The organism is Paraburkholderia sediminicola (genome assembly GCF_046030555.1).
In the GTDB taxonomy this organism is placed as follows: Bacteria; Pseudomonadota; Gammaproteobacteria; order Burkholderiales; family Burkholderiaceae; genus Paraburkholderia; species Paraburkholderia sediminicola_E.
The window spans coordinates 59,840-85,508 of record NZ_JAQQCH010000022.1; the positions used below are offsets into that span (position 1 = coordinate 59,840).

Annotated in this window: 22 protein-coding genes; 4 read left to right on the forward strand and 18 right to left on the reverse strand. The window is 59.4% G+C overall.

Translation table 11 applies throughout. The annotated features are described in order from the left end of the window. Nucleotides 1-43 precede the first annotated feature (43 nt). Together PQQ52_RS26635 and rhaM are read right to left on the reverse strand one after the other, a co-directional pair. Nucleotides 44-937: an amidohydrolase family protein gene (locus PQQ52_RS26635; RefSeq protein WP_408217995.1), complete on the reverse strand. Its 894-nt coding sequence runs from the start codon at nucleotides 935-937 to the stop codon at nucleotides 44-46. Nucleotides 938-976: 39 nt separating this feature from the next. Next, complete coding sequence (gene rhaM, locus PQQ52_RS26640; RefSeq protein WP_408217998.1) at nucleotides 977-1,300, reverse strand: L-rhamnose mutarotase; 324 nt, start codon at nucleotides 1,298-1,300, stop codon at nucleotides 977-979. A gap of 140 nt (nucleotides 1,301-1,440) precedes the next feature. Here rhaM and PQQ52_RS26645 point away from each other — a divergent pair, with 140 nt between their 5' ends. Beyond that, nucleotides 1,441-2,439 (forward strand): LysR family transcriptional regulator, encoded by a 999-nt coding sequence (locus PQQ52_RS26645; protein ID WP_408218001.1) that lies wholly within the window; start codon nucleotides 1,441-1,443, stop codon nucleotides 2,437-2,439. A 29-nt stretch (nucleotides 2,440-2,468) separates the two neighbouring features. Here PQQ52_RS26645 and lra1 read toward each other — a convergent pair whose 3' ends face one another. From lra1 to PQQ52_RS26665, 4 genes are all read right to left on the reverse strand, one after another. Continuing rightward, nucleotides 2,469-3,251: an L-rhamnose 1-dehydrogenase Lra1 gene (gene lra1 / locus PQQ52_RS26650; protein ID WP_408218003.1), complete on the reverse strand. Its 783-nt coding sequence runs from the start codon at nucleotides 3,249-3,251 to the stop codon at nucleotides 2,469-2,471. A 90-nt stretch (nucleotides 3,252-3,341) separates the two neighbouring features. Next, nucleotides 3,342-4,520: an L-rhamnonate dehydratase gene (rhmD, locus tag PQQ52_RS26655; protein WP_408218006.1), complete on the reverse strand. Its 1,179-nt coding sequence runs from the start codon at nucleotides 4,518-4,520 to the stop codon at nucleotides 3,342-3,344. A gap of 49 nt (nucleotides 4,521-4,569) precedes the next feature. Further along, complete coding sequence (locus tag PQQ52_RS26660; protein ID WP_408218009.1) at nucleotides 4,570-5,898, reverse strand: MFS transporter; 1,329 nt, start codon at nucleotides 5,896-5,898, stop codon at nucleotides 4,570-4,572. Nucleotides 5,899-5,993: 95 nt separating this feature from the next. After that, on the reverse strand, nucleotides 5,994-6,746 hold the full coding sequence (locus PQQ52_RS26665) for an SDR family NAD(P)-dependent oxidoreductase (RefSeq protein WP_408218012.1): 753 nt from the start codon (nucleotides 6,744-6,746) through the stop codon (nucleotides 5,994-5,996). A gap of 304 nt (nucleotides 6,747-7,050) precedes the next feature. On the opposite strand from PQQ52_RS26665, the gene PQQ52_RS26670 reads away from it, so the two are divergent. The 3 genes from PQQ52_RS26670 (at nucleotide 7,051) to PQQ52_RS26680 (ending at nucleotide 10,051) form a co-directional block, all read left to right on the forward strand. Next, entirely contained in the window at nucleotides 7,051-8,238 is a 1,188-nt protein-coding gene (locus tag PQQ52_RS26670; protein ID WP_408218015.1) for an NAD(P)/FAD-dependent oxidoreductase, read from the forward strand. A gap of 133 nt (nucleotides 8,239-8,371) precedes the next feature. After that, nucleotides 8,372-9,121, forward strand: coding sequence for an electron transfer flavoprotein subunit beta/FixA family protein (locus PQQ52_RS26675; RefSeq protein WP_408218018.1), 750 nt, complete (start codon nucleotides 8,372-8,374; stop codon nucleotides 9,119-9,121). After that, nucleotides 9,122-10,051 (forward strand): electron transfer flavoprotein subunit alpha/FixB family protein, encoded by a 930-nt coding sequence (locus PQQ52_RS26680; protein ID WP_408218020.1) that lies wholly within the window; start codon nucleotides 9,122-9,124, stop codon nucleotides 10,049-10,051. Between the two features lie 145 nt (nucleotides 10,052-10,196). Here PQQ52_RS26680 and PQQ52_RS26685 read toward each other — a convergent pair whose 3' ends face one another. The 12 genes from PQQ52_RS26685 to PQQ52_RS26740 all read right to left on the reverse strand — a co-directional run bounded on the left by PQQ52_RS26685 (nucleotide 10,197) and on the right by PQQ52_RS26740 (nucleotide 25,650). Further along, nucleotides 10,197-11,360, reverse strand: a complete 1,164-nt coding sequence (locus PQQ52_RS26685) for an alpha-hydroxy acid oxidase (protein ID WP_408218023.1) — start codon at nucleotides 11,358-11,360, stop codon at nucleotides 10,197-10,199. Continuing rightward, on the reverse strand, nucleotides 11,361-12,812 hold the full coding sequence (locus PQQ52_RS26690) for an FAD-binding oxidoreductase (RefSeq protein WP_408218026.1): 1,452 nt from the start codon (nucleotides 12,810-12,812) through the stop codon (nucleotides 11,361-11,363). Between the two features lie 7 nt (nucleotides 12,813-12,819). Then, complete coding sequence (locus PQQ52_RS26695; RefSeq protein WP_408218029.1) at nucleotides 12,820-14,001, reverse strand: ABC transporter ATP-binding protein; 1,182 nt, start codon at nucleotides 13,999-14,001, stop codon at nucleotides 12,820-12,822. Between the two features lie 14 nt (nucleotides 14,002-14,015). Then, on the reverse strand, nucleotides 14,016-14,870 hold the full coding sequence (locus tag PQQ52_RS26700) for an ABC transporter permease (RefSeq protein WP_408218031.1): 855 nt from the start codon (nucleotides 14,868-14,870) through the stop codon (nucleotides 14,016-14,018). Continuing rightward, nucleotides 14,867-15,703 carry an ABC transporter permease gene (locus tag PQQ52_RS26705; RefSeq protein WP_408218034.1) on the reverse strand — a complete coding sequence of 279 codons (837 nt, stop codon included), beginning with the start codon at nucleotides 15,701-15,703 and terminating at the stop codon, nucleotides 14,867-14,869. Before PQQ52_RS26705 ends, PQQ52_RS26700 begins: the two co-directional genes overlap by 4 nt. A gap of 58 nt (nucleotides 15,704-15,761) precedes the next feature. After that, nucleotides 15,762-16,832, reverse strand: coding sequence for an ABC transporter substrate-binding protein (locus tag PQQ52_RS26710; protein ID WP_408218037.1), 1,071 nt, complete (start codon nucleotides 16,830-16,832; stop codon nucleotides 15,762-15,764). 28 nt (nucleotides 16,833-16,860) lie between these two features. Further along, nucleotides 16,861-17,760, reverse strand: a complete 900-nt coding sequence (gene dapA / locus PQQ52_RS26715; RefSeq protein WP_408218040.1) for a 4-hydroxy-tetrahydrodipicolinate synthase — start codon at nucleotides 17,758-17,760, stop codon at nucleotides 16,861-16,863. Between the two features lie 383 nt (nucleotides 17,761-18,143). Beyond that, a complete protein-coding gene (locus PQQ52_RS26720) occupies nucleotides 18,144-18,545 on the reverse strand; it encodes a cupin domain-containing protein (RefSeq protein ID WP_408218043.1) in 402 nt (133 codons plus the stop codon). 54 nt (nucleotides 18,546-18,599) lie between these two features. Then, a complete protein-coding gene (gene putA / locus PQQ52_RS26725; RefSeq protein WP_408218046.1) occupies nucleotides 18,600-22,340 on the reverse strand; it encodes a bifunctional proline dehydrogenase/L-glutamate gamma-semialdehyde dehydrogenase PutA in 3,741 nt (1,246 codons plus the stop codon). Between the two features lie 71 nt (nucleotides 22,341-22,411). Further along, nucleotides 22,412-23,248, reverse strand: a complete 837-nt coding sequence (locus PQQ52_RS26730; protein WP_408218049.1) for an ABC transporter permease — start codon at nucleotides 23,246-23,248, stop codon at nucleotides 22,412-22,414. Nucleotides 23,249-23,252: 4 nt separating this feature from the next. Further along, on the reverse strand, nucleotides 23,253-24,536 hold the full coding sequence (locus PQQ52_RS26735; protein ID WP_408218052.1) for an ABC transporter permease: 1,284 nt from the start codon (nucleotides 24,534-24,536) through the stop codon (nucleotides 23,253-23,255). A 49-nt stretch (nucleotides 24,537-24,585) separates the two neighbouring features. Continuing rightward, on the reverse strand, nucleotides 24,586-25,650 hold the full coding sequence (locus tag PQQ52_RS26740; RefSeq protein ID WP_408218055.1) for an ABC transporter substrate-binding protein: 1,065 nt from the start codon (nucleotides 25,648-25,650) through the stop codon (nucleotides 24,586-24,588). Nucleotides 25,651-25,669 lie beyond the last annotated feature (19 nt).

Sequence of the window (25,669 nt, forward strand, 5' to 3'; positions counted from 1 at the left end):
TCTCCTTCTTCTTCGCTTTTGGGAATGCGTCAGATGCGGTACGTCAGATACGATAAAAGCGCTCGGCGTTACGGCAAAACAGTGCTTCTCTTTCAGCAACGCTCGCGCCGTCGACAATCGCTGCGTACGCGCGCCACAAATCCTGGTAGGAGCCGAACAACCGGTCGACCGGGAAGTTCGACGCGAACATCGCGCGCTCTACGCCGAACGTATCGATCGTTTCAAGCACGTAAGGCCGCAGGCTTTCGATCGTCCACTGATGGTCGAACATGGCGAGTCCGCTGATTTTCACCGCGACATTCCCGCAACCCGCGAGCGTTCGCATTCCATCACGCCACGCGCGATAACCGGCGACGCTACTGCGATCCACGAACATGCCCGCATGGTTGACGATAAAAATCGTATCGCTATGCGCGCGCGCCAATGCAGCCGCCTCTTCCATCTGCGACGGATACAGTTGCAGATCGAACGACATGTCGTAACGGCGCAGCAAAGCAAAATGTTCGCGCCACTGCGGCTCGCGCATGACATGACGGCCGACGTAATCGAACAGCCTGTTCTCGTGCACATTCAGGATCTGCCTGATGCCACGCGTATTGGCGAACGACGCGTGCGCTTCAAGCAATGCCGGCGCGTTTGCCGCGGACAGATCCACGGCGGCGACAATCGCGTTCGGCATGCCGCGCGACGCCGGATGATCCGCAACCGATTGCAACCAGCGGGTTTCCTCGACCGGATCGGCGGGATCGTGATTCGCTTCCACGTGAACCAGTTTCAGCACCTCGATATCGCCCGCCTCGCCGAGCAGATCGTCGAGCAGATAGTCGTGCTTCAGGTCACGCGCGTCCCCTACAAACGACACGCCCGGGTTTTCCAGCCACGGATAGCGATGCGTCTTCAGATCCCACAGATGAATATGCGAATCGACAACCTGCATGCGATACCCTCCGCCCATTGGGCCTGGCAGTCAGCAACGTCAGCTAAGCGAATTCAGATGAAAGACCGGCTCGAGTGGCTGCTGAGACGGCATATGATCTGGGGCGGTCTGCATGATGTCGGCCATGTAATCCCACCATTTGCGCATCACATCGAGTTGCGGCAACGCATTCATCGTGTGATTCGTGGCGCGCGTCAGAATAGCGAAAAGGTGGTCCGTGCCCGCGTCGAAGAAAATCCGGTAGTCACGCACACCGGCGTTGTGCAATGCATCAACCAGCTCGGGCCAGATTTGCGCGTGACGTCGTTCGTATTCCTCGCGCATGCCGGGGTTGAGCACCATCCGGAAAGCGATTGTTTCCATTGCGGCCTGTCTCCCGTCGTATCGGGGCGCTTTTCCGTTCAAGCGTAGAAGCGTTCTGATACGACTATAATTCCTGCGTCGATAGCATCTCAATCCGTTGTTGGGATTGGGCGATCCACAAACCGAATCGCACCGGAACCATGAGCCAACACTCAGCTGCCATCGCACTCGTCAATCGGCTCAAGTTCAAGCACCTCGCGCTGCTCGTCGCGCTCGACGACGCGCGCAATCTCCATCAAGCGGCCGAGGCGATCAACGTCGCGCAACCCAGCGCGAGCCGCATGCTCGGCGATATCGAGGAAGCGTTCGGCTTCCTGCTGTTCGAGCGCAACGCGCGCGGCATGACGCCCACGCCACTCGGCGTGGTCACGCTGGCGTATGCGCGGCGCGCACTCGCCGAGTTGACCCGTTTTGCCGAAGACCTCGACGTCAAACGCCGCGGCGGGCACGGACAGTTGACCGTTGGCGCCATCATGGGCGCCGCGCCCGATCTGTTGGCCATGGCGGTAGCGGCCCTTAAAACCGAAAGCCCTTTGCTCAACGTGCGTATTCTTGGCGAAACCAGCGACCAGGTCGTGCAATTGCTGCACCGCCGCGAAGTCGATCTGGCACTTGGACGCCTGACCAGTCCGTTGCAACACAACGATTTCAGTTTCGAGCCGCTCGCCCGCGAAACTTTGCTGCTGGTCGTGCGTTCGGTGCATCCGCTGGCGCAGCGCTCGCGCATCACATTGCGGGAGCTGATCGACTGGCCATGGGTGGCACAACCGGTGACCAGTCCGGCGCGCGTGCTGTTCGAAGAAGAGCTCGCGCGTGCGGGACTTGCGACACCCGTCAACCTGACCGAATGCGCGTCGATCTTCGCCACACTGCAATTGCTCGAGAACTACGACGCCGTGGCCATGCTGCCCGAGTCGGTCGTGCGCGATCATGTGCGCGGCAAGCTGCTGGTCGCGCTGCCGCTTGAAATCGGCAAGAGCCTCGCCGGCTTCGGCATTCTCACGCGCAAGGAAGAACCCCTCGCCGAACCGGCGCTGCGCTTTATCGATTTGCTGCGTGGCTTCTCGCGCAAGCTCGCGCGCGACGATTCCGCCGCCACAGTGGCTGCGCCCGTGATCGTATCCGCACCGGTGAGTTGATGGCACCATCGTGACGTCGGCATCGCGCGTTATTGCAAGTTGACGAACAGACCGCCATCCACCAGCAGCGCGGCGCCAGTGACATAGCGCGCGCGATCGGAAGCAAGGAATACCACGCAATCGGCGACGTCCTCCGGGCGGCCCAATCTGCCCAGTGGAATGCGCTTTTCGAAGTAAGCTTTCTTCGCTTCGTCGGCGAGATCTTCCGCGTTCAGGTCGGTCGCGATGGTGCCGGGCATCACCGAATTGCAGCGAATACCGTACGGCCCCAATGCAACCGCGCACGACTGCATCAGCGAATGCACACCCGCTTTGGTCGGCGTGTAGTGCGTCTGCATGCCGCCGCCTACCAGCGCGCTGATCGAACTCGTTGCCACGATCGCGCCGCCCGTGCCCTGCGCTTTCATCTGCTGCGCGGCGGCTTGCGTGACGTAGAACGCACCGTTCAGATTGACTGCTACCGTCGATTCCAATATGTCGGGCGGCATGTCGAGAAAAGCGTGGAATGGGCAGATACCGGCATTGCTCGCGAGCACGTCGACTTTGCCAAAGGCTTCGACGGTTTGGCGAACCAGTTCCTGCCCAGTTTCGCGCGCGGCTACGTTGCCTTCGATCGCGATCACGCGCCGCCCCAACGCTTCGATTTCAGCGACCACTTCGGCGACGGCCGAACGGCGTCCATAAGATGCGTCGTTATCGCCCCAGTAGTTGATCGCCACATCCGCGCCTTCGGTTGCGCACGCAACCGCTATCGCGCGGCCAATGCCACGCGAGCCGCCGGTGACGATCACAACCTTGTCCTTGAGCAACACGTCATTCTCCTGTTGGCTGGATCGATGCGATGTCTTGCGCATAGAACCCTGTTTGTCTTACCCGACCTTCAGCACGCACTCAGTACGCACTCAGCGCGGATAGGGCCGCACCAGCGCGCATTCCGGATTGAGCCGCACACCGAACCCCGGCGTGTCCGGCACCTTCATCCGTCCATTCACGGGGACCGGTTCATCGAGCAGCAGCGGCGTAAACATCGGCACCACTTCATCCGCTTTCGGCGCCATCATCAGAAACTCGGCGAACGGCGAGTTGTGCCGCGTGACGACGAAGTGGTAGCTATACACCGACGAACCGTGCGGCACCACCATCACGTTGTGGGCGTCGGCGAGTGCGGAGATCTTGATGAGTTCGGTAATGCCGCCGCACCAGCCCACATCCGGCTGAATCAGATCGCAGCACTGCATCTCCAGCAGCATGCGAAAACCCCAGCGTGTCGCTTCATGCTCGCCAGTCGACACCATCATGCCGCGTGGCACGTTGCGCCGCAGTTCGGCGTAACCCCAGTAGTCGTCCGGCGGCAGGCACTCCTCGATCCATTTCAAACCGTATTCATGCGCCGCTTGCGCGAGCCGCGTTGCATACGGTACGTCGAGACTCATCCAGCAGTCGTACATTAGCCAGAAGTCATCGCCGACACGGCTACGCATCTCGGCAAGCTTCTCCAGATTCTTCCTGAGCCCTGCCTCGCCTTCAGCAGGACCATGCTGCAAAGGCAATTTGCCACCGATGAAACCCATCTCCTTCGCGAGGTCGGGACGCGCGCCGGTCGCGTAGAACACGAGTTCATCGCGCACCGGACCACCCAATAGTTGGTACACGGGCTCCTTGCGGACTTTAGCGAGCAGATCCCACAACGCGAGATCGACGCCCGAGATCGTGTTCAGCACCACGCCTTTGCGGCCGTAGTACAGCGTCGCGAAATACATCTGATCCCACATTTTCTCGATGTCAGTGACGAGCTGGCCTTCGAGAAAGCGCGCGAGATGTTTCTCGACGATGAACGCGCCAATCTCACCGCCCGTCGTCACCGCAAAACCGACCGTGCCGTCACTTGCTTCGATCTCCACCACCAGCGTGCCAAGCACATTGATACCGAACGACTGGCGACTCTGGCGATACTCCGGATAACGCGCCATCGGCGTGGAGATGTGATCGTCGATCCAGTGTCCGTCGGGTTGATCGTGATAATCCGCACCGCCACCGCGGACGATGAAGGCACGCACGTGCCGGATAGTAGGCATGGCCATAAAAAAGGGCTCCGTTGTTGATACGTCGAACGTGCATCCGACAATGCGCCTAACGGGCGCGGTGCAGTAAGTGTTGGAAAGACCAGCTTGAATGTGCGCCGTCACGACGCAACAGCGTGCCGATCATGAGCGCCGCGAGCAGACTCGACACGCCCAATACGAGCAGCCCTGCCGAGGTCGACGAAAACGTTCGCTCCGCCGCGATGCGCAGGCTCGGCGCAATAAATCCGCCGAGGCCGCCAAGTGAATTGATCAGCGCGATCCCGCCCGCGGCCGCGGCACCCGTGAGGTAGCGCGTTGGGAATGTCCAGAACAGCGGTTGCGCCGCGATGAAACCGCTGGCCGCGCAGCACAGCGCGATCAAACCGACCGATGGGTTATGCGCAAGCCCCGAGGCGCCGATACCGAGCCCTGCGAGCACCAGCAGCGCGACCGCCCACCGTCGGTGTCCGCCCGTTCGATCCGCGCGACGCGGCACGTACCACGTCACGGCCAGCGCACACAGCCACGGCAGAGCGGCGACAAGGCCCACGCGCATACCGACTGTCGTGCCGAGTAACGCGGCCACTTGCTGCGGCAAATAGAAGATCACGCCGTAGACACTCATCTGAATCAGCAGATAGATCGCCGACATCAGCAATACGCGGCGGTCCACTAGCGCCGCGAGAATGTGACGCGGCCCATGAGCCGATGCGGCGCGCGCATCGTCATCGAGCGCGCCGCGCAAGGTGCTGCGCTCCTGCGCGTCGAGCCAGCGCGCGTCTTCAGGGCGATTGTCGAGATACCAGAACGCCCACACGCCAACTAACGAGGCCAACGTCCCTTCGATCAGGAACAGCCACTGCCAGCCCGCCAACCCCATTGCGCCATGCAACTCGAGCAGGGAACCCGACAACGGACTGCCGAAGATGAACGCCAGCGGAGCACCGAAATAAAACACACCCACCGCGCGAGCTCGCGCTGCCTGCGGAAACCAGTGGGTCAGGTAATAGATCACGCCGGGGAAGAACCCGGCTTCAGCGACACCCAGCAGAAAACGCAGTGAGTAAAAAGCAGTCGGTGTATGCGCGAGACACATCGCCGCCGAGACAAGTCCCCAAGTCACCATGATCCGACACATCCACGCACGCGCGCCGACCCGATGCAGCAGCAGATTGCTCGGTACCTCGAACAATGCATAGCCAACGAAGAACACGCCCGCGCCGAAGGCAAAAGCCACATTAGACAAACCCGTATCGTGCTGCAACGCCTTCTGCGCGAAGCCGATGTTGGCGCGATCGAGAAACGCCAGCACATACATCAGCAAAAGAAACGGCAGCAGCCGGCGCATGACCTTGCTGTTGATCGCCTCCAGTGACGCGGGCGAATGCGGATTCATCTTGTCTCCTTCGCAGAGATCGCGGGTCGCGCCCTGCTTTTTTACCTTTTTCACTGCTACCGCTACTTCTATGGCTCAGGTGACGCTGTGACAAATCAGTAAGTAGCGCGGCCGCCGGACAGGTCGAATACCGAGCCGGTGCTGAACGCGCAATCTTCGGATGAGAGCCAGAGAATCAGCGACGCCGCTTCTTCCGGCAACAGGAACCGGTTCATCGGAATCTTCGAGAGCATGTAATCGATATGCTCCTGCGACATCGAATCGAAGATCTCCGTTTTGGCCGCTGCGGGCGTGACCGCGTTGACGAGGATGTTCTTCGTCGCAAGCTCTTTGCCGAGGGACTTGGTCAGACCGATGAGCCCGGCTTTGGAGGCGCTGTAGTGCGAGGCATTCGGATTGCCCTCTTTGCCGGCCACGGACGCGATATTGACGATCCGGCCATAGCCTTGCTTGAGCATTTGCGGCACGACCGCGCGGCAGGTGAGATATGGGCCGATCAGATTCACGTCGATCACGCGACGCCAGACCTCGGGGTCCAGCTCCCACGTCGTGCCGTTGCCGCCGGTGATGCCGGCGCAGTTAATCAGCACGTCGATCGCGCCGTGGGCGGCGACGGTTTGTGCCACCGCTTGAACAACCGAGGCTTCCTGCGTGAGTTCGACCGTGACGGCCGTTACCTTGCCGAGTTCGCCGAGCTCGCGCTCGCTGCGCGCGAGGCGCTCGGCGTCGATGTCCCATAGGGCAACCGACGCGCCCGAGTTCAGCGCCCGTTGGGCCACCGCGTAACCAATGCCGCGCGCGCCGCCAGTGATGGCGACAACACGCCCCTCCAGATCGATTCGATTCATCGCTTTGCTCCTGTGGCAGGCCCGGCGGCTTGCCTTTCAGTTGTTGTATTTTCTGCTGTCCGTGCTGTCTCTGCATTCGTTCAGCCAATATACGAGCGGTGCGATGCGCTAACAATCCGTGTATTGGAGGGGGCGATAACAAAAGTGGATCGGCGAGCGGAGCGTTTGATGGGCCCGCGGGTGATCTGGTTTGTACCCGCACCCTGACAGGCGCTTCTGCTAAAAATCGTATCCGCTTATATTTGCGGACCCTCGTTTTTGCCGCATCACACTTCATTCACACCTTGCTCAACGGAAGCTGAACGTGAATACATATGATGTGGTTGTCATTGGGGCAGGCGTTATCGGCAGTTCAGTCGCATTCCAGCTTGCAAAGCTGGGCGCAAAAAACGTCCTCGTGCTTGATCGCGGCACGATTGGGGCCGGAACCACGTCGCAATCTTCCGGCATTCTGCGCACCCATTACTCGGTGAAGGAAAACGTCGAGCTGGCGCGTAAATCGTGGGACGTCTTCAACAATTTCGCGTCCTATCTGGGCGATGACGAAGCGTCGTGCGGGCTGGTCAAGTGTGGCTACATGATTGTTGCGGCTGAAGGCGACAAACTCGAGCCGCTGCGGGCGTCCCTGAATCAGCAGAAGGAGCAAGGCATTCCGCTCGCACTGCTCGATGCAAAACAGGCAAGCGAACTGCTTCCCATCGCGCGGTTTGACGATGCAGCCCTGATCGGCTACGAGCCCGAGGCCGGTTTTGCCGACGCTTACCTTGTCGCGACCAGCTTCGCCCGTGCAGCACGCCGCGGCGGCGTGACCATTCGCGAGAACGCTTCGGTCAACAAGATCCTGATCGAAAACGGCAAGGTCGTCGGCGTCTCCACCAGCATTGGCGACTTCAGCACGTCGATGGTCATCAGCACCCAGAACATCTGGACGCCGGAACTGGCTGGCTGGACCGGCAAAACTCTTCCCGTCGCACCCGAACGTCATGCCGTACTGGCGCTCGAATGCGAAGCTGCAAAGTACACGTTCTCGATGCCGGTTTTCAAGGACCTCGCATCGCCGGGGATGCTCTATTACCGCAGCTACGGCGGTAACCAGATGCTCGTCAGTGAAGGCGTGGTGGGCGAAAAGCTCAACACGAACGAAGTGGAGCAAGGCGACATCCCGATGGACTACATCGTCGAAGTCGGCGCCCAGGTCGCCGAGCGCTTCCCGGCATACGAGACTGCAGGCATTGCTTCGTCGTGGACGGGCGTCTACGACGTGACGCCGGACTGGAATCCTGTTCTCGGCAAATTGCCCGGCATTGAAGGCCTGGTGGTTGGTTATGGTTTTTCCGGTCACGGCTTCAAACTTTCGCCGACAGTGGGACGCGTACTTGCGCAGGAAGCGCTGGGCCTGCCGACGGACGTGCCGCTCAAGCCGTACTCCATTGAACGCTTTACGACTGGCGAGCTGTTGACCGGCAAATACGGTCTCGGCGCAGTGTCCTGAGGTCAAGTCATGTCTGCAATCGACGTGCGCTCCATTGCATCGGTTCCGATAGATGCCTGGCGCAACGGCGGTGCTGGTGACGATCGAGCCGTCCGGCGTCAGGATAAACGATTGAAATGATGAGGAAGATGAGATGAAGGTTATCACCGCAGTAAAGCGCGTCGTCGATTACAACGTGAAGGTGCGGGTAAAAGCTGACGAAAGCGGTGTGGACATTGGCAACGTCAAGATGTCCATGAATCCCTTTGACGAAATCGCTGTGGAAGCGGCGACGCGTCTGAAGGAAGCCGGCAAGGCCACGGAGATCATCGCCGTGTCATGCGGCGTGTCGCAAAGTCAGGAGACGCTGCGTACAGCGCTGGCCATCGGCGCGGATCGCGGCGTGCTGGTTGAGACAGACGCGGAATTGCAACCGCTTGCCGTAGCAAAGCTGCTCAAGGCCGTCGTTGAAAAAGAGCAACCTCTACTGGTTATTCTCGGCAAGCAGGCAATTGACGACGACGCTGGGCAAACGGGCCAATTGCTCGCTGCGCTGCTCGACTGGCCGCAAGCCACCTTCGCCAGCAACATTGAAATCAACGATGGCACCGCCACGGTGACACGTGAAGTCGACGGCGGCCTTGAGGTGATTTCATTGCGTCTGCCGGCGATTGTGACGACCGATCTGCGCCTGAATGAGCCGCGCTACGTGACCTTGCCGAACATCATGAAGGCCAGGAAGAAGCCCATTGAGGTGATCAAACCCTCTGACTTTGGTATCGACCCGTCGCCGCGCCTCAAGACGCTGAAAGTCGTCGAACCTCCGGTACGCAAGGCAGGCGTGATGGTGCCGGACGTTGCGACGCTCGTCGCGAAACTGAAAACTGAAGCAGGGGTAATTTAAATGACGACGCTTGTTATTGCCGAACACAACAACGCTCAAATCAGGAGTTCGACGCTTCATGCCGTTGCCGCCGCGAAACAGCTTTCGAATGGCGTCCATGTCCTCGTCGCTGGCAGCGACGCGCAACCTGCCGCGCAAGCAGCGAGCAGGATCGACGGCGTGGATAAGGTCATTCTCGTCGACGCGCCTCAATTCGCGGATGGTTTGGCGGAAAACCTCACTGCACAGGTGCTGGCTCTCGCAAGCGACTACTCGCATATTTTCTTCCCCGCCACGGCCGCCGGCAAGAACACTGCGCCGCGCGTGGCAGCGAAGCTCGATGCATCGCAGATTTCCGACGTCATTGCTATTGACTCCGCCGACACGTTTCAGCGCCCCGTCTATGCGGGCAACGCTATCGCAACGGTGCAATCGAGCGACCCGGTGAAAGTCGCCACCATCCGTACGACGGCGTTCGATGCAGCCCTGGCCGAGGGTGGGAGTGCGGTTATCGAAACGGTACCGGCTGTCGCGGATTCGGGCCTGTCAACTTTCATTCGTCGCGAAGTCGCAACGAGCGACCGGCCTGAACTCACCGCAGCGCGTGTCGTTGTATCAGGTGGCCGTGGTCTGGGCAGCAAGGAAAACTTCGCCCTTCTCGATCCGTTGGCGGAGAAGCTCGGTGCTGCCGTCGGTGCATCTCGCGCAGCGGTCGATTCGGGCTTTGCACCGAACGACTGGCAAGTCGGCCAAACCGGGAAAATCGTTGCTCCGGAACTCTATTTCGCTGTCGGCATTTCGGGCGCCATCCAGCATCTGGCCGGCATGAAAGACTCAAAGGTCATCGTCGCAGTCAATAAAGATGCTGACGCGCCTATCTTTAGCGTTGCCGACTACGGTCTTGTCGGCGACCTGTTCGAGGTTCTACCCGCGTTGACACAGTCGCTGTAAGCGTTCGCGGAAAGGCACCACCCTTCACATCTCCTGGAGCTGGAACTTGAGCCGTCTCTGCGAAGCCATCGCTGAAACGGCTTTTTTTGAAAGCGAGAAAGGACTCAATCACGCCGCCGTGATCGACGACGTGACTGCAACGGAACTAGCGCTTCCTGGAATGACACGAATTACGCGCAGCAGCGAGATAACTCGCGTCGAGTGAGGCGATGTCGGGACAGCCAAGAAGCCGCAAGCAAATCTCAAGTTCCTTCTTCAGCATGGCAAGGACGTCACTTACGCCGTTCGAGCCAGACGCAGCGAGGCCGTAAAGCGGAGCACGCCCCAGTAGTACCCCGTTGGCGCCCAGCGCCACCGCTTTCGCGATGTCACTGCCACGACGGATACCGCCATCGATCAGAACAATGAATCCCTTCGGGGTGGCGGACACCGTGTCCGCCAGAATTTCGAGCGGGCTGAGCGCCCCGTCGAGCTGGCGGCCACCATGGTTCGAGAGCACCACACCGTCGACACAATGTCGCGAAGCCATCACCGCGTCGGCGACAGTTTGTATGCCTTTGACGAGTAGCTTTCCTGGCCAATGACGACGCACCCAGGCAAGGTCGCTCCAGTTAAGCGACATATCCATTTGCCGGCTCAGGGCTGCGGCCTGCGCCTCAATCCCGGGACCCAGTCGAGCACTGCGGGCAAGATTGACCAGTTCTGGGACACCGTGCACGCCGACCGACGCCGTCCAGCGTGGATGGGTGGCAATGTCCCACAACAGTTTTGAGGTCCACCGAAGCGGTAGCGTGAAATCCGTTCGGGTGTAGTGGTCGCGTTGACCAGTAACCGGTGTATCGACCGTCAACAGAAGCGTCGAAAAACCGGACGCCCTGGCGCGCGCCATCATGTCTTCCGCGATTCTTCTGTTCTGCTGTACGTAGAGTTGCAGCCAAATATCTCCGTCTGATGCTTTCCGAACGTCTTCAAGGAGACTCGTGGATGCGGTCGACAGAACGAACGGTAGACCTGCGGCATGCGCAGACCGAGCCAGGATCTCCTCCGCTTCACGGCGGTAGAGTCCGTTGAGGCCCGTCGGGCCAACGACCGCTGGCCAGGCTGCAGCGGCGCCGGCGACTGTCACCTGTGTGTTGACCGAGGTAACGTCAATCAACACCCGTGGCGCAAGCATGACACGCTCGAAAGCGAGCCGGTTGCGCCGCATGGTTATCTCATCTTCCGCCCCACCTTCAAGGTAACTGAATGCGAAATTCGGCAGGAATCGTCTCGCAGCAGAACGATAGTCAGCGATGTTGGCGAATGCCATTCAGTCACTCTGGAACGCAGCAGCGACTTTAGGGAGCACACGGCCTGGATTCATCGTGTCTTTTGGGTCAAGTAGCTGCTTGAATTCCTGCATCAGCGCAATTTCGGCCGCATCTTTGTATACCCCCATCTCCGAAACGTGCAGCGAGCCGATTCCATGTTCGGCACTGAAGGTGCCCCCCATTTCCGCCGCGATGTCATAGAGCAGATGGCTAAGCTTCAGTTGAACGGCCGCTTTGTCCTCGATGCTCGCCCAGTATTCGTGCGTGAACATGGCGATGTAGTGAAGATTCCCATCTCCCATGTGTCCGACAACCACAGGCACAGCCGCCGGATAGTGTTCCGCCAGTGCACGCCCTGCAAGCTCAACGAAATCCGGAATGCGGTACGTGGGCACAGCGATGTCATGAGTGAGCCCCATCCCTTCGCGGCCATTTGCCTCGGTGACGCTGTGGCGGATGCGCCAGATGTCCTCGCGCTGCTGCTCGCTTGAGGCAATCACAGCGTCCTGGACTGCGCCGTCGCTGAATGAGTTGCCCAGTGCGTCCGTCAACTTGTCAGCGAGTGACTCACTTGTCCCAGTCGCTGCGGCGAGTTCAACGAGAACAGTCCAATTGGGTGTCTTCTGAAATGGGTTTCGCGTATTGGCAGCATGTCGCAGCGAAATGTCGAACTCGCTTTGCGAAATCAGTTCAAGGCCAACGAGTTCGCCAGGGAACGCGGCCTGAAGCTTGAGGCCTTCATCCACCGCGGCGGAAACGGTTTCTACGCCTAGCATCGCCGTTGCGATCGCGTGCGGCCGCGGAAATAGCTTCAGCGTCGCTGCTGTCACAACGCCGAGCGTCCCTTCCGAGCCGATAAAGAGATTCTTCAGGTCGTAACCGCTATTGTTCTTTCTTAACGAGCGCAAACCATTCCAGATGCGACCATCGGCGAGAACCACCTCGATACCCAGAATCAGATCACGGGTGTTACCGAAACGGAGCACGTTGGTGCCGCCGGCATTCGTCGCAATGTTTCCACCAATCTGGCAGGAGCCTTCAGCGCCGAGCGTCAGCGGGAACAGCCGATCGGCTTCGACTGCCGCTGCCTGTACGTCCGCGAGCACGCAGCCAGCCTCGACGGTCATTGAATTGTTCCGAGGGTTCAACTCGATGATGCGATTCATCTTGCGCATGTTCAGCAGCACACTCTGGCCGCTGTTGTCCGGCACCGAGCCACCGCACACACTGGTGTTGCCCCCCTGCGGAAACACCTTCATGGCGTTGTTATTACAGAATGCGAGCACCTTCGACACCTGCTCCGTCGTTCGGGGAAACACCACGCAGGCAGCCTTTCCGGAATGACGCTTGCGCCAGTCAATCAGATGCGGTTCCATGTCGGACGGCGTGTCTACCACATTGGCGTTGCCCACCAACTCTCGCATTGCGGCGACGAGGCTATTCGAATTCATATCGGGATTATTTTTTCAGAACCGCGCTATCGCGCGCCGACCACCGAACGGTAAGCGGGCGCCCCATCGGCGAGCGCTCGGTCGCTCGCGCGGAAATTGTCTTGATCAGGAGCGTCGAGCCCGTCTGGATAGTCAACTCGAATCGCGTCATGCCGCCGGCAAACGAAATCTGGGAAATGACACCGGTGCACTCATTTACCCCATCCGCTCCCGACGCTACGAATTCTTCGCTCTCTAGTACTGAAATTTTTTCCGGGCGTACCAGCACCTTCACCTTTGAACCAGCGGCATGCCCCTCGGTACTTCGGACTTTGACCGCCCAGTTGCTATCTACCAGGACCGTGTCGCCGGATTGCACGACACCTTCGAGCAGGTTGGATTCCCCGACGAAGTCGGCAACAAATTCGTTGGTCGGCTCGAAGTAGAGCTCATCGGGCGTACCAAGCTGCGCAATGCGTCCGCCATTCATCAGGCACACCCGGTCGGATAAATTCAGCGCTTCTTCCTGATCGTGCGTAACGTATACCAGCGTGGTGCCCAGGTCGCGGTGCAGCCGCTTGATTTCGCCCTGAAGCTGATCACGGAGCTTCTTGTCCAGGGCGCCCAGTGGCTCGTCCATCAAGATGACTGACGGGGAGTAGACAATACAACGGGAAATGCCAACCCGCTGTTGCTGGCCGCCTGACATTTCACGCGGTTTCCGGTTTTCGTAGCCCGTCAGACCGACCCTTTCCAGCGCGTTGCGAACACGTTGCTGGATCTCCGACTTGCTCATTCCGCGGATGCGCAACGGAAAGGCAACATTGTCGAATACGTTCAGATGCGGCAACAGGGCATAGTTTTGAAAAACCATACCGAGTCCGCGCTCACGCGGCGGGACTGTCGATACGTCCTTCCCGTCCAGCACGATGCTTCCTGTGGAAGGCGCCACAGCCCCGGCGATGATGTTGAGGATGGTACTTTTGCCTGAGCCGCTCGGGCCGAGCAGGCTAAGAAACTCGCCTTTGCGCACCGTGAAATCAGTGGCGTGCAACGCTACCGAACTCCCGTAACGCTTGCTGATACCACGGAAAACAATCATGTTCTCGCCAGCGTCGATTGAGGTCGACGTGGTATTCGAATTCCCGCTGACCGATGGATTCGTTTGGGCCGAGGATCGTCCATTTTTCTCGAGCAGTACGTGTGACATGCTTTTCTCCGACCTCAATGTGACGACTCGGTTGCTGCTGGCTGCAGAAACACCGAAATACAGCAAAACACCAGCGAGAGCACCGTAAGAAGCGCCGACACCGCAGCAATTACTGGCGAAATATCCCACTGAATGCTGCTGTACATCTTGACTGGCAGCGTCGTCGTCGTCGGACTTGTGAGAAACCATGCGATGACGACTTCATCGAATGACACGAGGAACGCGAACAATGCACCAGCGAAAATCGAGGGTCTCAACTGCGGCAAGACAACCTTGAAAAAGACAGTCCGGCGATTCGCGCCCATGATAGTTGTCGCAAACTCCAGAGCGGGGTCCAGCTTTTTCACGCCGGCCATTACAGTCATCATCATGAACGGCGTCACGTACGCAACATGACTGGCAACCAGACCCGCCGTTGTCCCGACGAGATGGAGTCTCGACAGATAGAGGTACAAGCCGAGCGAGATAACGATAACCGGCACGAGGATTGGGCTCATAAGAAGCAGCATCACAAGCCGCTTTCCTGGGAAATCAAAGCGCACGAGGCCATACGACGCCGGAACACCGATCAGTACCGAAATGACCATCGTCAATCCGGCAACCTTGACGCTCTGCAGGATGGGCCCGACCCACGAAGACGAACTGAATAACTGCTCATACAATTCAAGCGACCAGACCCGCGGTGGAAAGCTCAGTTCGCCGTTTCCCCCAAACGAAATCGGAATGACGATCAAGGTCGGCACAAGGATGAACGCATAGACCGCAAACGCTATGACATTGCGAAGTCTTCCATAGCGCCGTTCCTGCGTATCGATCACCTTTCCAGCAGCCACAGCAGCCGGAAGCGCCATATCAATAGAGGTTGTCATGCCATCGCCCTTTTCTTCGCGTCGCGCCGCTGAAACTGGTCGGCGCCCATCGCGGCCAGCGTGACGATGGCGAGGAGAATCACACCGATTGCGGATGCCATGTTCCAGTCCATCGTCTCCCGGGTATAGAAGTCGACGAGGTTCGACATCATCGCGTCCTTGCGCCCTCCCAGCAGCGCCGGTATGACGAAGAATCCCATCGACATCACGGTCGTGCTCAATGTTGCGGCTGCGACACCCGGAAGACTCAACGGCAAGGTAATGCGAAAGAAGATACGCGGCGGCTTCGCGCCCATGATCTCGGACGCGCGATACAACGACTTATCAATCGACATAAGACTCGCGAGGACGGGGAACACGATGAAGGGAATCAGGTAGTTGGTCATCCCCACCATCACGCCGAACCGGTTGAATAGCAAAGGCAGTTGCACCCGGGTATGAAACGCAGCCGATAGCAGCTGGTTCACCAGTCCGTCCCGGCCCAGCAGGATGGTGAAGGCATAGCTTTTGACGAGAATGCTTGTCCAGAATGGTACGAGTACCAACACCATGTAAACGGCGCGTTTACGCGGTGTTTGCTTCGCCAGATGCATCGCGATCGGATAGCCCATCAGCAGACTGGCCAACGAGGCGGTGATGCTGATCTGGAAGGTTGACCACAGCGTGCGAAGAAACAGCTCGCTTCCCAGGAGTCGTTGATATGCCGACAGCGAGGGGCCGCCCGCAATCCAGAAACTCGTATAGACGACATAGGCGAGCGGCACGAACAATACGAAAAACAGGAATACAGCCGCTGGGCCAACGTACAGCAGTCCGTCAACACGTGATTTCATCACCCCTCCTTAACCCAGACCCCGATGCACACCGACGGACATTGGGAAAAGTGCTCAATCAGCTAAGCACCCACTCCTTGAATCGCAAAGTCAACTCATCGTAGTGGTCAGCCCACCATACGTCATTGCTGACGACGTTCATCTTGTTGGAGGGGTCCGACAGCCACTTACGCACTTCCGGTTTCACCATGGGCAAGGCGCTACGACTCGCAGGCGTATTGCCGAGCGCATTCATCAACGCAGCCTGCCGGTCCGGACGCAGCGCGAATTGCACGAATTTGATGGCATTCGCCTTGTTCGGCGAGTTTTTCAGCACCACCAGATACTCAAGACCAATCAGGTTCTGCCTGAACGAGAAGTTGATCGGTTTGTTGGCCTCCTGAGCCGCCTTGACGCGCGTCGAGTAGGTGTAGCTGAAGTCAACCTGGCCGGTCTCGACAAGCGTCACGGTTTGCGGCGTCTGGTCGACCCAGTTACCGATGAACGGCTTGATACTGTTGAGCGATTTGAACGCACGCTCGACGTCAAGCGGGTACAACTTGTCCGGCGCGACCCCGTCGGCGAGCAATGCAATTTCCAGCGTTTCGCTTGCACGGTTGCGCAGCGTCCGCTGTCCGGGAAACTTCTTGACGTCAAAGTACTCCGCAAAGGTCTGCGGGTGCTTGCCGTCGGGGAATTTGCTGTTGTCCCAGCAGATGCCGCCCGTATAGCCATAGAGTGGAACGGCGTCTTTCGTCATCGGCGCAATGAGATCGCCACGATTGAACAGGGCCGGGTCAAGCGGCTCCCAGTAGCCGTTTTTCGAGCCGGTCATCGCCATCGGACCTACCGCGTCGAACACGTCCCATTGGACGTTATTCGTCATCACCTGAGCTTTCACCTTCGCGAGGTCCGGAGTGTCCACCAGGGTCACGTGAACGCCGAACTCTTTCTCGAACGGCTTGGCAAGAGCCTCTTCCACACCCGCATGATAGTTTCCGCCCCAGCTCACAACCGTGAGATTGCTGGCCGCCATGGCCTTGCGCGAGGTGATGACCATCGGTGCCGCGATGGCGCTCGAGAGCAGCGTCGTGCCAGCAGCTTGCAGGAATCGGCGTCGAGGCAGGATGATTCTGGAATCAGCGGACATGGCTTTGGCCTTCAATGTGATGAGTGATCTACTCGGTTTCACGCGCCAGGATGGGCGGAATGACGGTCGCGAGGCGTTGCCGCAGCGCCTCCGAAGCCGGTAGCATCGGCAGCAGGACGTCGCCGAAATCGAATCCCTGCAGGGCGAGCGCCGCCTTAATGGGGGCGGGATTCGGCTCGGCAAAAATCGCGTCGATAAGGGGGCGCAACGTCGCATGCAGCGCAACCGCTTCCTGAAGATGCCCGCTTGACGCAAGCGACAACACCTTCGCCCATTGCCTGGGAATCAGGTTGGAGCTCGAAATAATCCCGCCGACCGCGCCCATCGCCACATGTAGCGGCAAAACGTCCTCCTCGCCGCTCAGGATCGCGATCCTGGTCGCCGCCAGTTCTGCTGCCCGCATCTGCTGCGCGAGGTCCGGATTGCACGCCTTGATGCCGACGACTCGGGTCAGCTCCGCGAGTCGCGCGACAGTTTCATAGTGAAGCGACACACCGGTGCGATACGGGATCTCATACAGGATGATGTCCGCATCGACTTCATCGGCAAATTTCTTGTAGTAGTCGACGATGCCGTCCTGGGTGGGACGAAAATAGTATGGCGTGACGACCATCAGCGCCTTCGCGCCGGCGGCGACAAAGGCCTTCGCGTTATCGACGGCGTCGCCGATGCCTGGCGACAGAATGCCCGGCACGACATGAAGCTTGTCCCCGCCAGCCTCAATCGAGGTTTCGACGACACGCAGACGTTCGCTTGCCGAGAGCGACGTGTATTCGCCGGTGCCGCCCAGCGGCACAACGCCGTCAGCCCCCGCGGACGCCAAACGCTGGATGTGCTGATACAGCGGCGCTGGCTGGAACCGGTCTTCCCTATCTAGCGGCGTGGGAACCGCGGTCAGAATGCCCGCGTATTTGTGCTTCATGCTCATCTGTACGCCCTTCTTCTGATGAAAATTCGCTTCGATCGCCGGCGAGTCGCTGAAATTCGCATGCCTGACACGATAGAAAGACAAAAAACAAGGGTGTGGCACCATCAGCGCTGGTTACCATCTTCATAAGAGGTGGTTATCTAATCGGCATCCCCGCGCCATCGAGCGATTCGTGCACCAGGACAAACCCTCGCCTGACTGGCGTTGCAAGGATATCCGAGGGTTTGATGGATAGGGTGTTGCGCCCGCCTGATGGGTCGGACAAAAACGGGCATCGCTCCGGACCGGCGGAACGGCGTTCTTGTGCGATGGTGGCCTGCTGTGCCGCGCGCGCAATGGGAAAGGGCAAGCAACCGCTACCCGCCTGACCTACGCTAACGGCCTCACGAAACGATTTTCGACCCGGTGTGGGCGACCACAAGTACTGTGCATCCAACTTTCGAAGAAGTACTGTGCCGCGAGCCCGCGGGATAGGTCACGGTTTGACCTGGCAAGAAGTCAGTGCCATCGTCGTCCGTGAACACCCCTTCCAGGACCATCACCAACTCCGTCGAGTCATGCTGGTGCTCGGGGGAGCACGCTCCCGCTTCCACGCGCATCCAGTAGCTGGACCACGCTCCGTTCTCGTCATCGGCTACAGGTATCCAGAAGTAGCCAGGAAGCACCTGACCCCCGATTGACATGGGTCGCCAGTCCCGCGCATCAATGGCGTACCAGCGACGGCCGTTCGCGACCTTCAGGCCATTGAGCGGGTGTGCTGCATCATTGTTGTACCCGGCGGTCATCTCAACGGTCCCTTTTCTGCCATCGAGGGCTGGCAATCACATCGATGCACACACTCAAAATGCATCCTCGCTCAGCACCATCAGCTGCGTATTGCCACCCGCCGCGCTCGCATTCACCGTCGTAACCCGTTCACGAACGACTTGCGTCCAGTCGTAATGACCCGAAGCGGCGGCGAAGACCGTCGCAACAAGACTCCGCGCCGCCGCCCGAATGAAGGCAGCGTTCTCCTGCTGCCGCTCCGCCAACACAACAACTGGGCGAATTCCATCGATTTCGCCGCGGATAACTCGACCCGCATCCGTCGAATCGACAATGCGACACCCGTTCGACAATATTTTCGCCACGTCGTCGGAAATTGAGGACTTGAGCAGAACCACCTCATTGCCGAAGGCCGATGCCACCATCGCTTGCGTCACAATCGAACTCGCGGTTTCTCCGGCACAGAAGATCTGGCCTCGCGGCAGCAACTCCACGGTATTTTCTTCGCCAGTGAGCGCGGGAAGCGTGAGCGGTTCAATCGCATCAAGAACGCTTGTCAGTTGCCGGTTCGTGGTCGTTGCTGCATCGCTATCCGTCGTCAGGCGCTTCTCGGATGCGAGCGCAAACAGAGCATCCAGTTTCTTCTTGCATGCCGTACGCGACAGTTGCAAAGCGTCTCTTCGATTTCGCAGCTTTCCGTCAGCGGCTTCAAATGGAAACTCGTAAAACTTCTCGCTAGTGAGTGATTTCGATGCAGCGAACGGGCCGCTTGCCGACGTGAACGAAGCCGGCACGTTTCGCGTGAGGGCCCATAGTGTGAGCGGTCCGCCTGCCATCGGCCCTGTGCCGCACGCCCCAACACCGCCATAAGGTTGCATGCCCGCAAACGCGCTGTGCATCGAGCGGTTGATGCAAACACTGTTGGCGTGCGTTCTGGACAGCAGTTTGCCCACCGCCTCATTGATACGCGTGTGCAACCCTTGAACGCCACACCCCAGTTCGTTCAGCCGTTCGACCAATGCATCCATTTCCCCTGTCTTCCAGCGCACTACGTGCAAGACTGGTCCTGCTACCGTCAGGCAGATGTTCGACAGCGAAGCCATGTCCTTGATATCCACGATCGCCGGGGTAACGAAATTCCCCTTTCCGTCATCCCCCGAGAGCTTGCCGCGCGTGACGGTGAACCCACAACGCTTCATGTGTTCCAGATACTTTTCCACGCGCTCCTGAATCCGGCGCGTCGCGACGGGACCGACATCGCTCGCGACATCCAGTGGGTTTCCCGTTACGCGCTCGCTCAGCATGCCCTTGAGCATGCGCAGGACTTTCTCCGCGGTGGAGTCCTGCAAGCAAAGAATTCGCAATGACGAAGCCGTCTGACCCGCGCCTTTGAAAGCGGAGACCATCGCGTCCGAAATCACCTGCTCGGGCAACGCGGAGCTATCGACGATCATTGAGTTCGCACTCGGTATCGAGCTCAGCAACTTCGGCGAATGCGGCAATTCCGCAAGCTGGACAGCTAGAGATCTGGAAGTTTCAACCGAGCCCGAAAAGAGCACTGCCGCCACGCGTCTATCCGACACCAACGCGCTGCCTATGGTCACGCCCTCGCCCAACAGCAGCTGCAATGCACCGTCAGGAATACCGCTGGCGAGGAACAACCTGACCGTTTCATATGCAATCAGATTTGCGCCCGATGACGGCTTCGCGATCGCTACGTTACCCGCAGCGAGCGCACTGGCAACCTGCCCAACTAGCGTGGACAGCGGGGAACAGACGGGCGTCAGGCTCACGACGATTCCCAGCCCTTCGGTCGACTGCATCCGGGTGTCCGCGTTGATCTGATACGCGTACAGGCGGCACAGATTGACGGCAGTTCGCACTTCCTCGGCTGCGTCGACGAGGGTTGCTCCATTCTCGAGAACCAGCAGCGCGCCCAGACGGGACGCCTTTCTTTCAAGTTCGCTTGCGACAGACGCCAGGATAGACGCGCGCATGTTGACAGGCGTGCGGCTCCAGGTCGCGCTCGCGAACGTTGCCGACGCAAGCACGTCTGTGACCGCGGCAAGTTTCGAATTCGCTACCGTGCCGACGACTTCCGAATTGTCCGCCGCGCTGTAGACAAGCGTGGTTGCGTCGGCTACCTGTTGCTGGACGCCGGCAATGATGGATGCCGCCGCGATTCGATTTGCACGCAGGTCGCCAAGCGCCGACGCAAACTCGGCAGAGTTGCCGAAGCTCAGTGCTGCTGCATTGATCCGACCGGGCAATACCCCCGACGGCGAAATGATACCCGCATGTGGCTTTCCACCGGTGCGTGCAGCTTTTGCAATCGGATCTTCGACGATATCAGCAATGCTGACGGCCGGGTCGACGATCTGGTTCACAAAGGACGAGTTCGCCCCATTCTCAAGCAATCGGCGGACAAGGTATGCCAGCAAGGTGGCATGCGGCCCAACCGGCGCATAGATCCGGCACGGACGTCCCAGCTTTGATTTTCCAACGACCTGGTTATACACGGTTTCGCCCATGCCGTGGAGGCATTGGAATTCATATTCCTTGCCGCCAGCGAGCGTATGGACGGCTGCGATGGTGAAGGCGTTGTGCGTGGCAAACTGCGGGAAGATGGCGTCCGGCGCGTCGAGGAGTGCCTTGGCGCACGCAATGTAGCTCACGTCGGAATGAACCTTGCGCGTGAAGACCGGGTAGCCAACCGCGCCGGCATCCTGGGCTAGTTTGATTTCCGTGTCCCAGTACGCACCCTTCACCAACCGGACGTTGATACGGCGGCCGGTAGACCGGGCGAGCGCGATAATCCAGTCGGCAACGGCGCGACCCCGTTTCTGATAGGCCTGCAGCGAGATTCCCAGGCCATTCCAGCCACGCAGACCCGGTTCATTGCAAAGACGCTCGAGCATCTCGAGCGTGAGCTCGAAACGCGCAGACTCTTCCTGGTCGAGGTGAAAGCCGATGCCATATTTCCTGGCGAGTTCGGCAAGCTGTAGCAGGCGCGGATAGAGCTCGACCAGGATGCGCTCACGCTGCGCAAGCTCATAGCGCGAATGCAGCCCGGAGATCTTGACTGAAACGCCCGGCCCGTCAATCGGGCCACGGCCTTTCGCGTTTTCGCCGATCGCCTCGATGGCGTGCCGGTACGATTCGAAATAGGCTTGCGCATCCTCGTCCGTCAGTGCGGCTTCGCCGAGCATGTCGTACGAGTAGCGATAACCGCCGGACTCGCGCCCCTTGGCGGCATCGATTGCCTCTTCGATGGTCTGGCCCGTCACGAACTGCTTGCCGAGCATCCGCATGGCGTATGCCACTCCCGCACGCACAACTGCTTCCCCCCCCTTGCGCAGAACGTTCGTCAACGCTTCCGTCAGCGCCTTCTCGTCGGGTTGCTTCAACATTTTCCCCGTGATGAGCAGCCCCCACGCCGTGGCATTGACAAACAATGACGGTGATTTGCCAATATGGGCCCGCCAGTCCGCGTCGACAATCTTGTCCCGAATCAGCTGGTTGCGGGTCTCGGTGTCCGGAATACGCAGCATCGCTTCCGCGAGGCACATCAGCGCGATGCCTTCACGGCTATCGAGTGAGAATTCTTGCGTCAACAGGTCGACGCCCCCTGCATCGATGCGCGCGTCGCGCACACCTTGGGCGAGCCGCGCCGCAAGTTCCTGAGCCGTCTTGAGCGTATGCACGTCCATTCGCGCGGCCTGCATCATTGCCTGAACGGCGACCTCTTCGCTGAGCGCAGACGCATCCGTAATCGTCTGACGCAAGACGCTGAGGCTCGTCGTAACGTTCGGCATTGCTTTGATTTCCAACAGCATGTTGAGATGACCCAGTAAAGAAAGGCTCGAGAAGCGCCGCTAGCCCGTGGTTAAAGTGCGCCCGCACTTCCACGCAGCCGTTCAGTTCTACGGCGCAGCATTTCTAACGTCAGGAGAAGCAGTGTCGAGATGACAACCAGGACGGTGGCGACGGCCAGAATGGTTGGACTGAGTTGCTCTCTGATTCCCGACCACATTTGCCGTGGCACGGTGCGTTGGTCGGGGCCCGTGAGAAACAGCGCAACGACAATCTCGTCGAATGACGTCGCAAACGCGAACAGCGCGCCCGAGATGACACCCGGCGCAATGATGGGCAATTTGACCTGCAGAAAGACCCGCACCGGAGACGCCCCCATGCTTCTGCCGGCTCGCGTCAGGGTTTCGTTGAATCCAGCCAGCGTTGCGGTCACCGTCACCACGACAAACGGCACGCCAAGCGCGGCATGTGCGAGCGTCAGGCCAGTCAGACTGTTGGTGAGGCCAAACGGGCTGAAAGCAAAGTAAACGCCAACTGCGGTGATGATGACGGGCACGATCATCGGCGAGACCAGCACACCCGTAATCAGCGCCCGTCCCTTAAGTCGCGGATGCATCAGGCCCAACGACGCTGTCACACCCAGAACCGTCGCGAGGAAAGTCGACGCCACCCCGACAATCGCGGTGTTCCTGAGCGCGAGCATCCAATCGGGGCTGTTGATAAAGTCGTGGTACCACCGCAGGCTTACCCCTGGCATCGGGTAGGTGAAATAAGGCTGTGAATTGAACGAAAGCGGTATCACAACCAGCACCGGTGAAATCAGAAACAGCAGCACCGCGAGTGAAAGCCCCACGTGCGCGAGCCTGCCGAGCCGCCCCCAAACCGTCACATACGCTGGAAAGTCGAACATCGCATCACCCCAGTTGGACGCCGGCGCCGCCGGTCATCCGGACAAAAATTGCATACACAAGCAGCACGCCGGCAAGGAGGATAGAAGCGAGCGCGCTTGCCAGTCCCCAGTTCAACGTGGCGTTCACGTGATTCGCGATGTAGTAACTCGCCAACTGGTCGTCCGGACCACCAACGATGGCAGGCGTGATGTAGTAGCCGACCGCGAGGATGAACGTGAGCATCCCGGCCGCGCCAACGCCTGGCAGCGTTTGTGGGAAGTAGGCCTGGAGGAAAGACCGGATCGGCCCCGCCCCCAGTGATCTGGCGGCCTTCACGTAAATATTGGGCACGCCCTTCATCACGCTGTACAGCGACAGAATCGCGTAGGGAAGAAGAATGTGCGTCATCGCAATGAGCACCCCGTAGCGGTTGTAGATCAGTGCGAAGCCTGTCTTCGTCAGCCCGAGATGGATGAACAGGTCGTTCAGGACACCGTTCGTCTGCAGCACGACCACCCACGCGGTGGTTCGCACGAGAATCGAAGTCCAGAACGGCAGCAGCACCGCAATCATGAAGATGTTGCTATAGCGGGCCGGAATGTTCGCGAGAAAATACGCTACCGGGTATCCGAACAGCAGACAAAGCGCGCTCACTGAGAGACTCACCCACGCCGTGCGCAGGAACACGTTGACGTACAGCCGTTCGCTTTCGGGCTGGCGCACGATGGCCCCGTCGCTCGCCCGCCTGAAATCAAAAGCCTTGATGTAATAACCCAGTGTCCACGTCGATGACGCGTATTTCACGGTCGACCAGGTCCCTACGTCGTCCCACCGCGAATCGATGGCGGTCATGCGTTCGTGCCAGGTACCTGGCTCGCTCTCACCCAAACGTCGAGCGGTTTTCATGATGAGGCTGCGCATGCCCGCCTCGTCGTAGTTGAGTCGCGCCCCTACGCGACTCACGCCTTCATTGTCTTTGGCCGCGAGCAGGTCCCGGGCAAACGCGCCATAGATCTGTTCGGACGGCAGCTTTCCGGCGCCCGGCTCCCAATTGCGCAGCAGTGCTGCCGCATGAGGCATCTCCTGAGAGAGAGTCGGATCCCGAAGGCTTTTCATCAACAGGCTGCCAATGGGGACCAGAAACGTGACGAGAAGGAACGCCAGCAGCGGAAAGATCAGCAACATCGCCCTGATTCGCTCTGCGCGCTCCGCACCACGAAGCTCCGCTTTCAGGCCTTTCGAATCGGTGATGGTGTCCTGTTCGGCTTCTGCCGCGGATACCGGATAATCAGTCGGAAGAATCATCATGGTTCGGCGGCGGCTACCGCCCTCCTCGTCTATGCAACGTCAGAAACAATTACTTCTGGCTGAGCCAAACCGCGAACTTCTGGTTCAGGTCATCGGAGTGGTCCGCCCAGAAGGCCACGTCAACATCGACGGAGCCTTTCTGATTAGCCGGCGCTGTCGGCAGATACGGGGCCACCTTCCCATCGACCATCGGCACGGACGATTTGCGCATCGGACCGTAGGCCGTCAGCGGCGCCATCTTCGCGAGAACATCCGCCTGGGTTGCGTAACGAACGAACTGCTGCGCTTCCTTCGCGTTCTTCGCGCCCTTCACGATCGCGTAGCCTTCGACATTCTTGACCTGGCCGTCCCAGAGAAACCCGAAGGGCTTTTTGTCGGTGACCATAGCGGCGTAGATGCGACCGTTGTACGCGCTGCTCATCGTGACCTCACCGTCCGCGAGCAGCTGCGCAGGCTGCGCGCCCGTTTCCCACCAGACGATGGACGGCTTGATCGTGTCGAGCTTCTTGAAGGCCCTGTTGAGGCCAGCCGGCGTACCCAGCGTTTTGTACACGTCAGCAGGAGCCACGCCATCGGCGAGAAGCGCCCACTCGAGTGCGCCTTCCGGTGATTTGCGCAGGCCGCGCTTGCCGGGGAATTTTTTCAGATCGAAGAAGTCGGCGATTTTCGTCGGCTCGTTGCCCTTGAATTTGTCGGTATTGAACGTGATCAGCGTCGACCACGCGATGCTGCCCACGAGGCAATCGGAGACGCCGCCCGGCAGAAAGTCTCCCTTTGCCGGCGTGCCATCCTTCGCCGGCGCGAGCGCCCCTACGTTCACTTTCTCGAGCAGACCCTCGTCACACGCGCGGGTTGCATCAGCAAGTTGCATGTCGACAACGTCCCAAGTGACGTTGTTGGCCTGAACCTGGCTGCGAAGCTGGGCGATTCCGCCGTTGTAGGTGTCTGTCTTTACCTGGACGCCGGACTGGGCGGCAAACGGTTTGGCGGCCGTGGCTTCCTGCGCGTCCTGATAGGACCCGCCCCACGACGCAAAGGTCATCTGTGCCGCCGACGCAGCGGTACTGACGAATCCGGTCGCTATAAGGATAACTAACATTCTGTTCGTGTTCATTCGCCGACTCCAGGAAGAT

Coding starts and splice junctions, on each gene's coding strand:
- PQQ52_RS26680 (WP_408218020.1), top strand. CDS start 9,122: ATGACGACGCTTGTTATTGCCGAACACAACAACGCTCAAATCAGGAGT.
- PQQ52_RS26720 (WP_408218043.1), bottom strand. CDS start 18,545: ATGACCGCCGGGTACAACAATGATGCAGCACACCCGCTCAATGGCCTG.
- PQQ52_RS26695 (WP_408218029.1), bottom strand. CDS start 14,001: ATGTCACACGTACTGCTCGAGAAAAATGGACGATCCTCGGCCCAAACG.
- PQQ52_RS26645 (WP_408218001.1), top strand. CDS start 1,441: ATGAGCCAACACTCAGCTGCCATCGCACTCGTCAATCGGCTCAAGTTC.
- PQQ52_RS26685 (WP_408218023.1), bottom strand. CDS start 11,360: ATGGCATTCGCCAACATCGCTGACTATCGTTCTGCTGCGAGACGATTC.
- PQQ52_RS26730 (WP_408218049.1), bottom strand. CDS start 23,248: ATGTTCGACTTTCCAGCGTATGTGACGGTTTGGGGGCGGCTCGGCAGG.
- PQQ52_RS26635 (WP_408217995.1), bottom strand. CDS start 937: ATGCAGGTTGTCGATTCGCATATTCATCTGTGGGATCTGAAGACGCAT.
- PQQ52_RS26665 (WP_408218012.1), bottom strand. CDS start 6,746: ATGAATCGAATCGATCTGGAGGGGCGTGTTGTCGCCATCACTGGCGGC.
- PQQ52_RS26740 (WP_408218055.1), bottom strand. CDS start 25,650: ATGAACACGAACAGAATGTTAGTTATCCTTATAGCGACCGGATTCGTC.
- PQQ52_RS26700 (WP_408218031.1), bottom strand. CDS start 14,870: ATGACAACCTCTATTGATATGGCGCTTCCGGCTGCTGTGGCTGCTGGA.
- PQQ52_RS26675 (WP_408218018.1), top strand. CDS start 8,372: ATGAAGGTTATCACCGCAGTAAAGCGCGTCGTCGATTACAACGTGAAG.
- PQQ52_RS26660 (WP_408218009.1), bottom strand. CDS start 5,898: ATGAATCCGCATTCGCCCGCGTCACTGGAGGCGATCAACAGCAAGGTC.
- putA (WP_408218046.1), bottom strand. CDS start 22,340: ATGCCGAACGTTACGACGAGCCTCAGCGTCTTGCGTCAGACGATTACG.
- PQQ52_RS26735 (WP_408218052.1), bottom strand. CDS start 24,536: ATGATGATTCTTCCGACTGATTATCCGGTATCCGCGGCAGAAGCCGAA.
- PQQ52_RS26705 (WP_408218034.1), bottom strand. CDS start 15,703: ATGAAATCACGTGTTGACGGACTGCTGTACGTTGGCCCAGCGGCTGTA.
- PQQ52_RS26690 (WP_408218026.1), bottom strand. CDS start 12,812: ATGAATTCGAATAGCCTCGTCGCCGCAATGCGAGAGTTGGTGGGCAAC.
- dapA (WP_408218040.1), bottom strand. CDS start 17,760: ATGAGCATGAAGCACAAATACGCGGGCATTCTGACCGCGGTTCCCACG.
- PQQ52_RS26710 (WP_408218037.1), bottom strand. CDS start 16,832: ATGTCCGCTGATTCCAGAATCATCCTGCCTCGACGCCGATTCCTGCAA.
- rhaM (WP_408217998.1), bottom strand. CDS start 1,300: ATGGAAACAATCGCTTTCCGGATGGTGCTCAACCCCGGCATGCGCGAG.
- rhmD (WP_408218006.1), bottom strand. CDS start 4,520: ATGGCCATGCCTACTATCCGGCACGTGCGTGCCTTCATCGTCCGCGGT.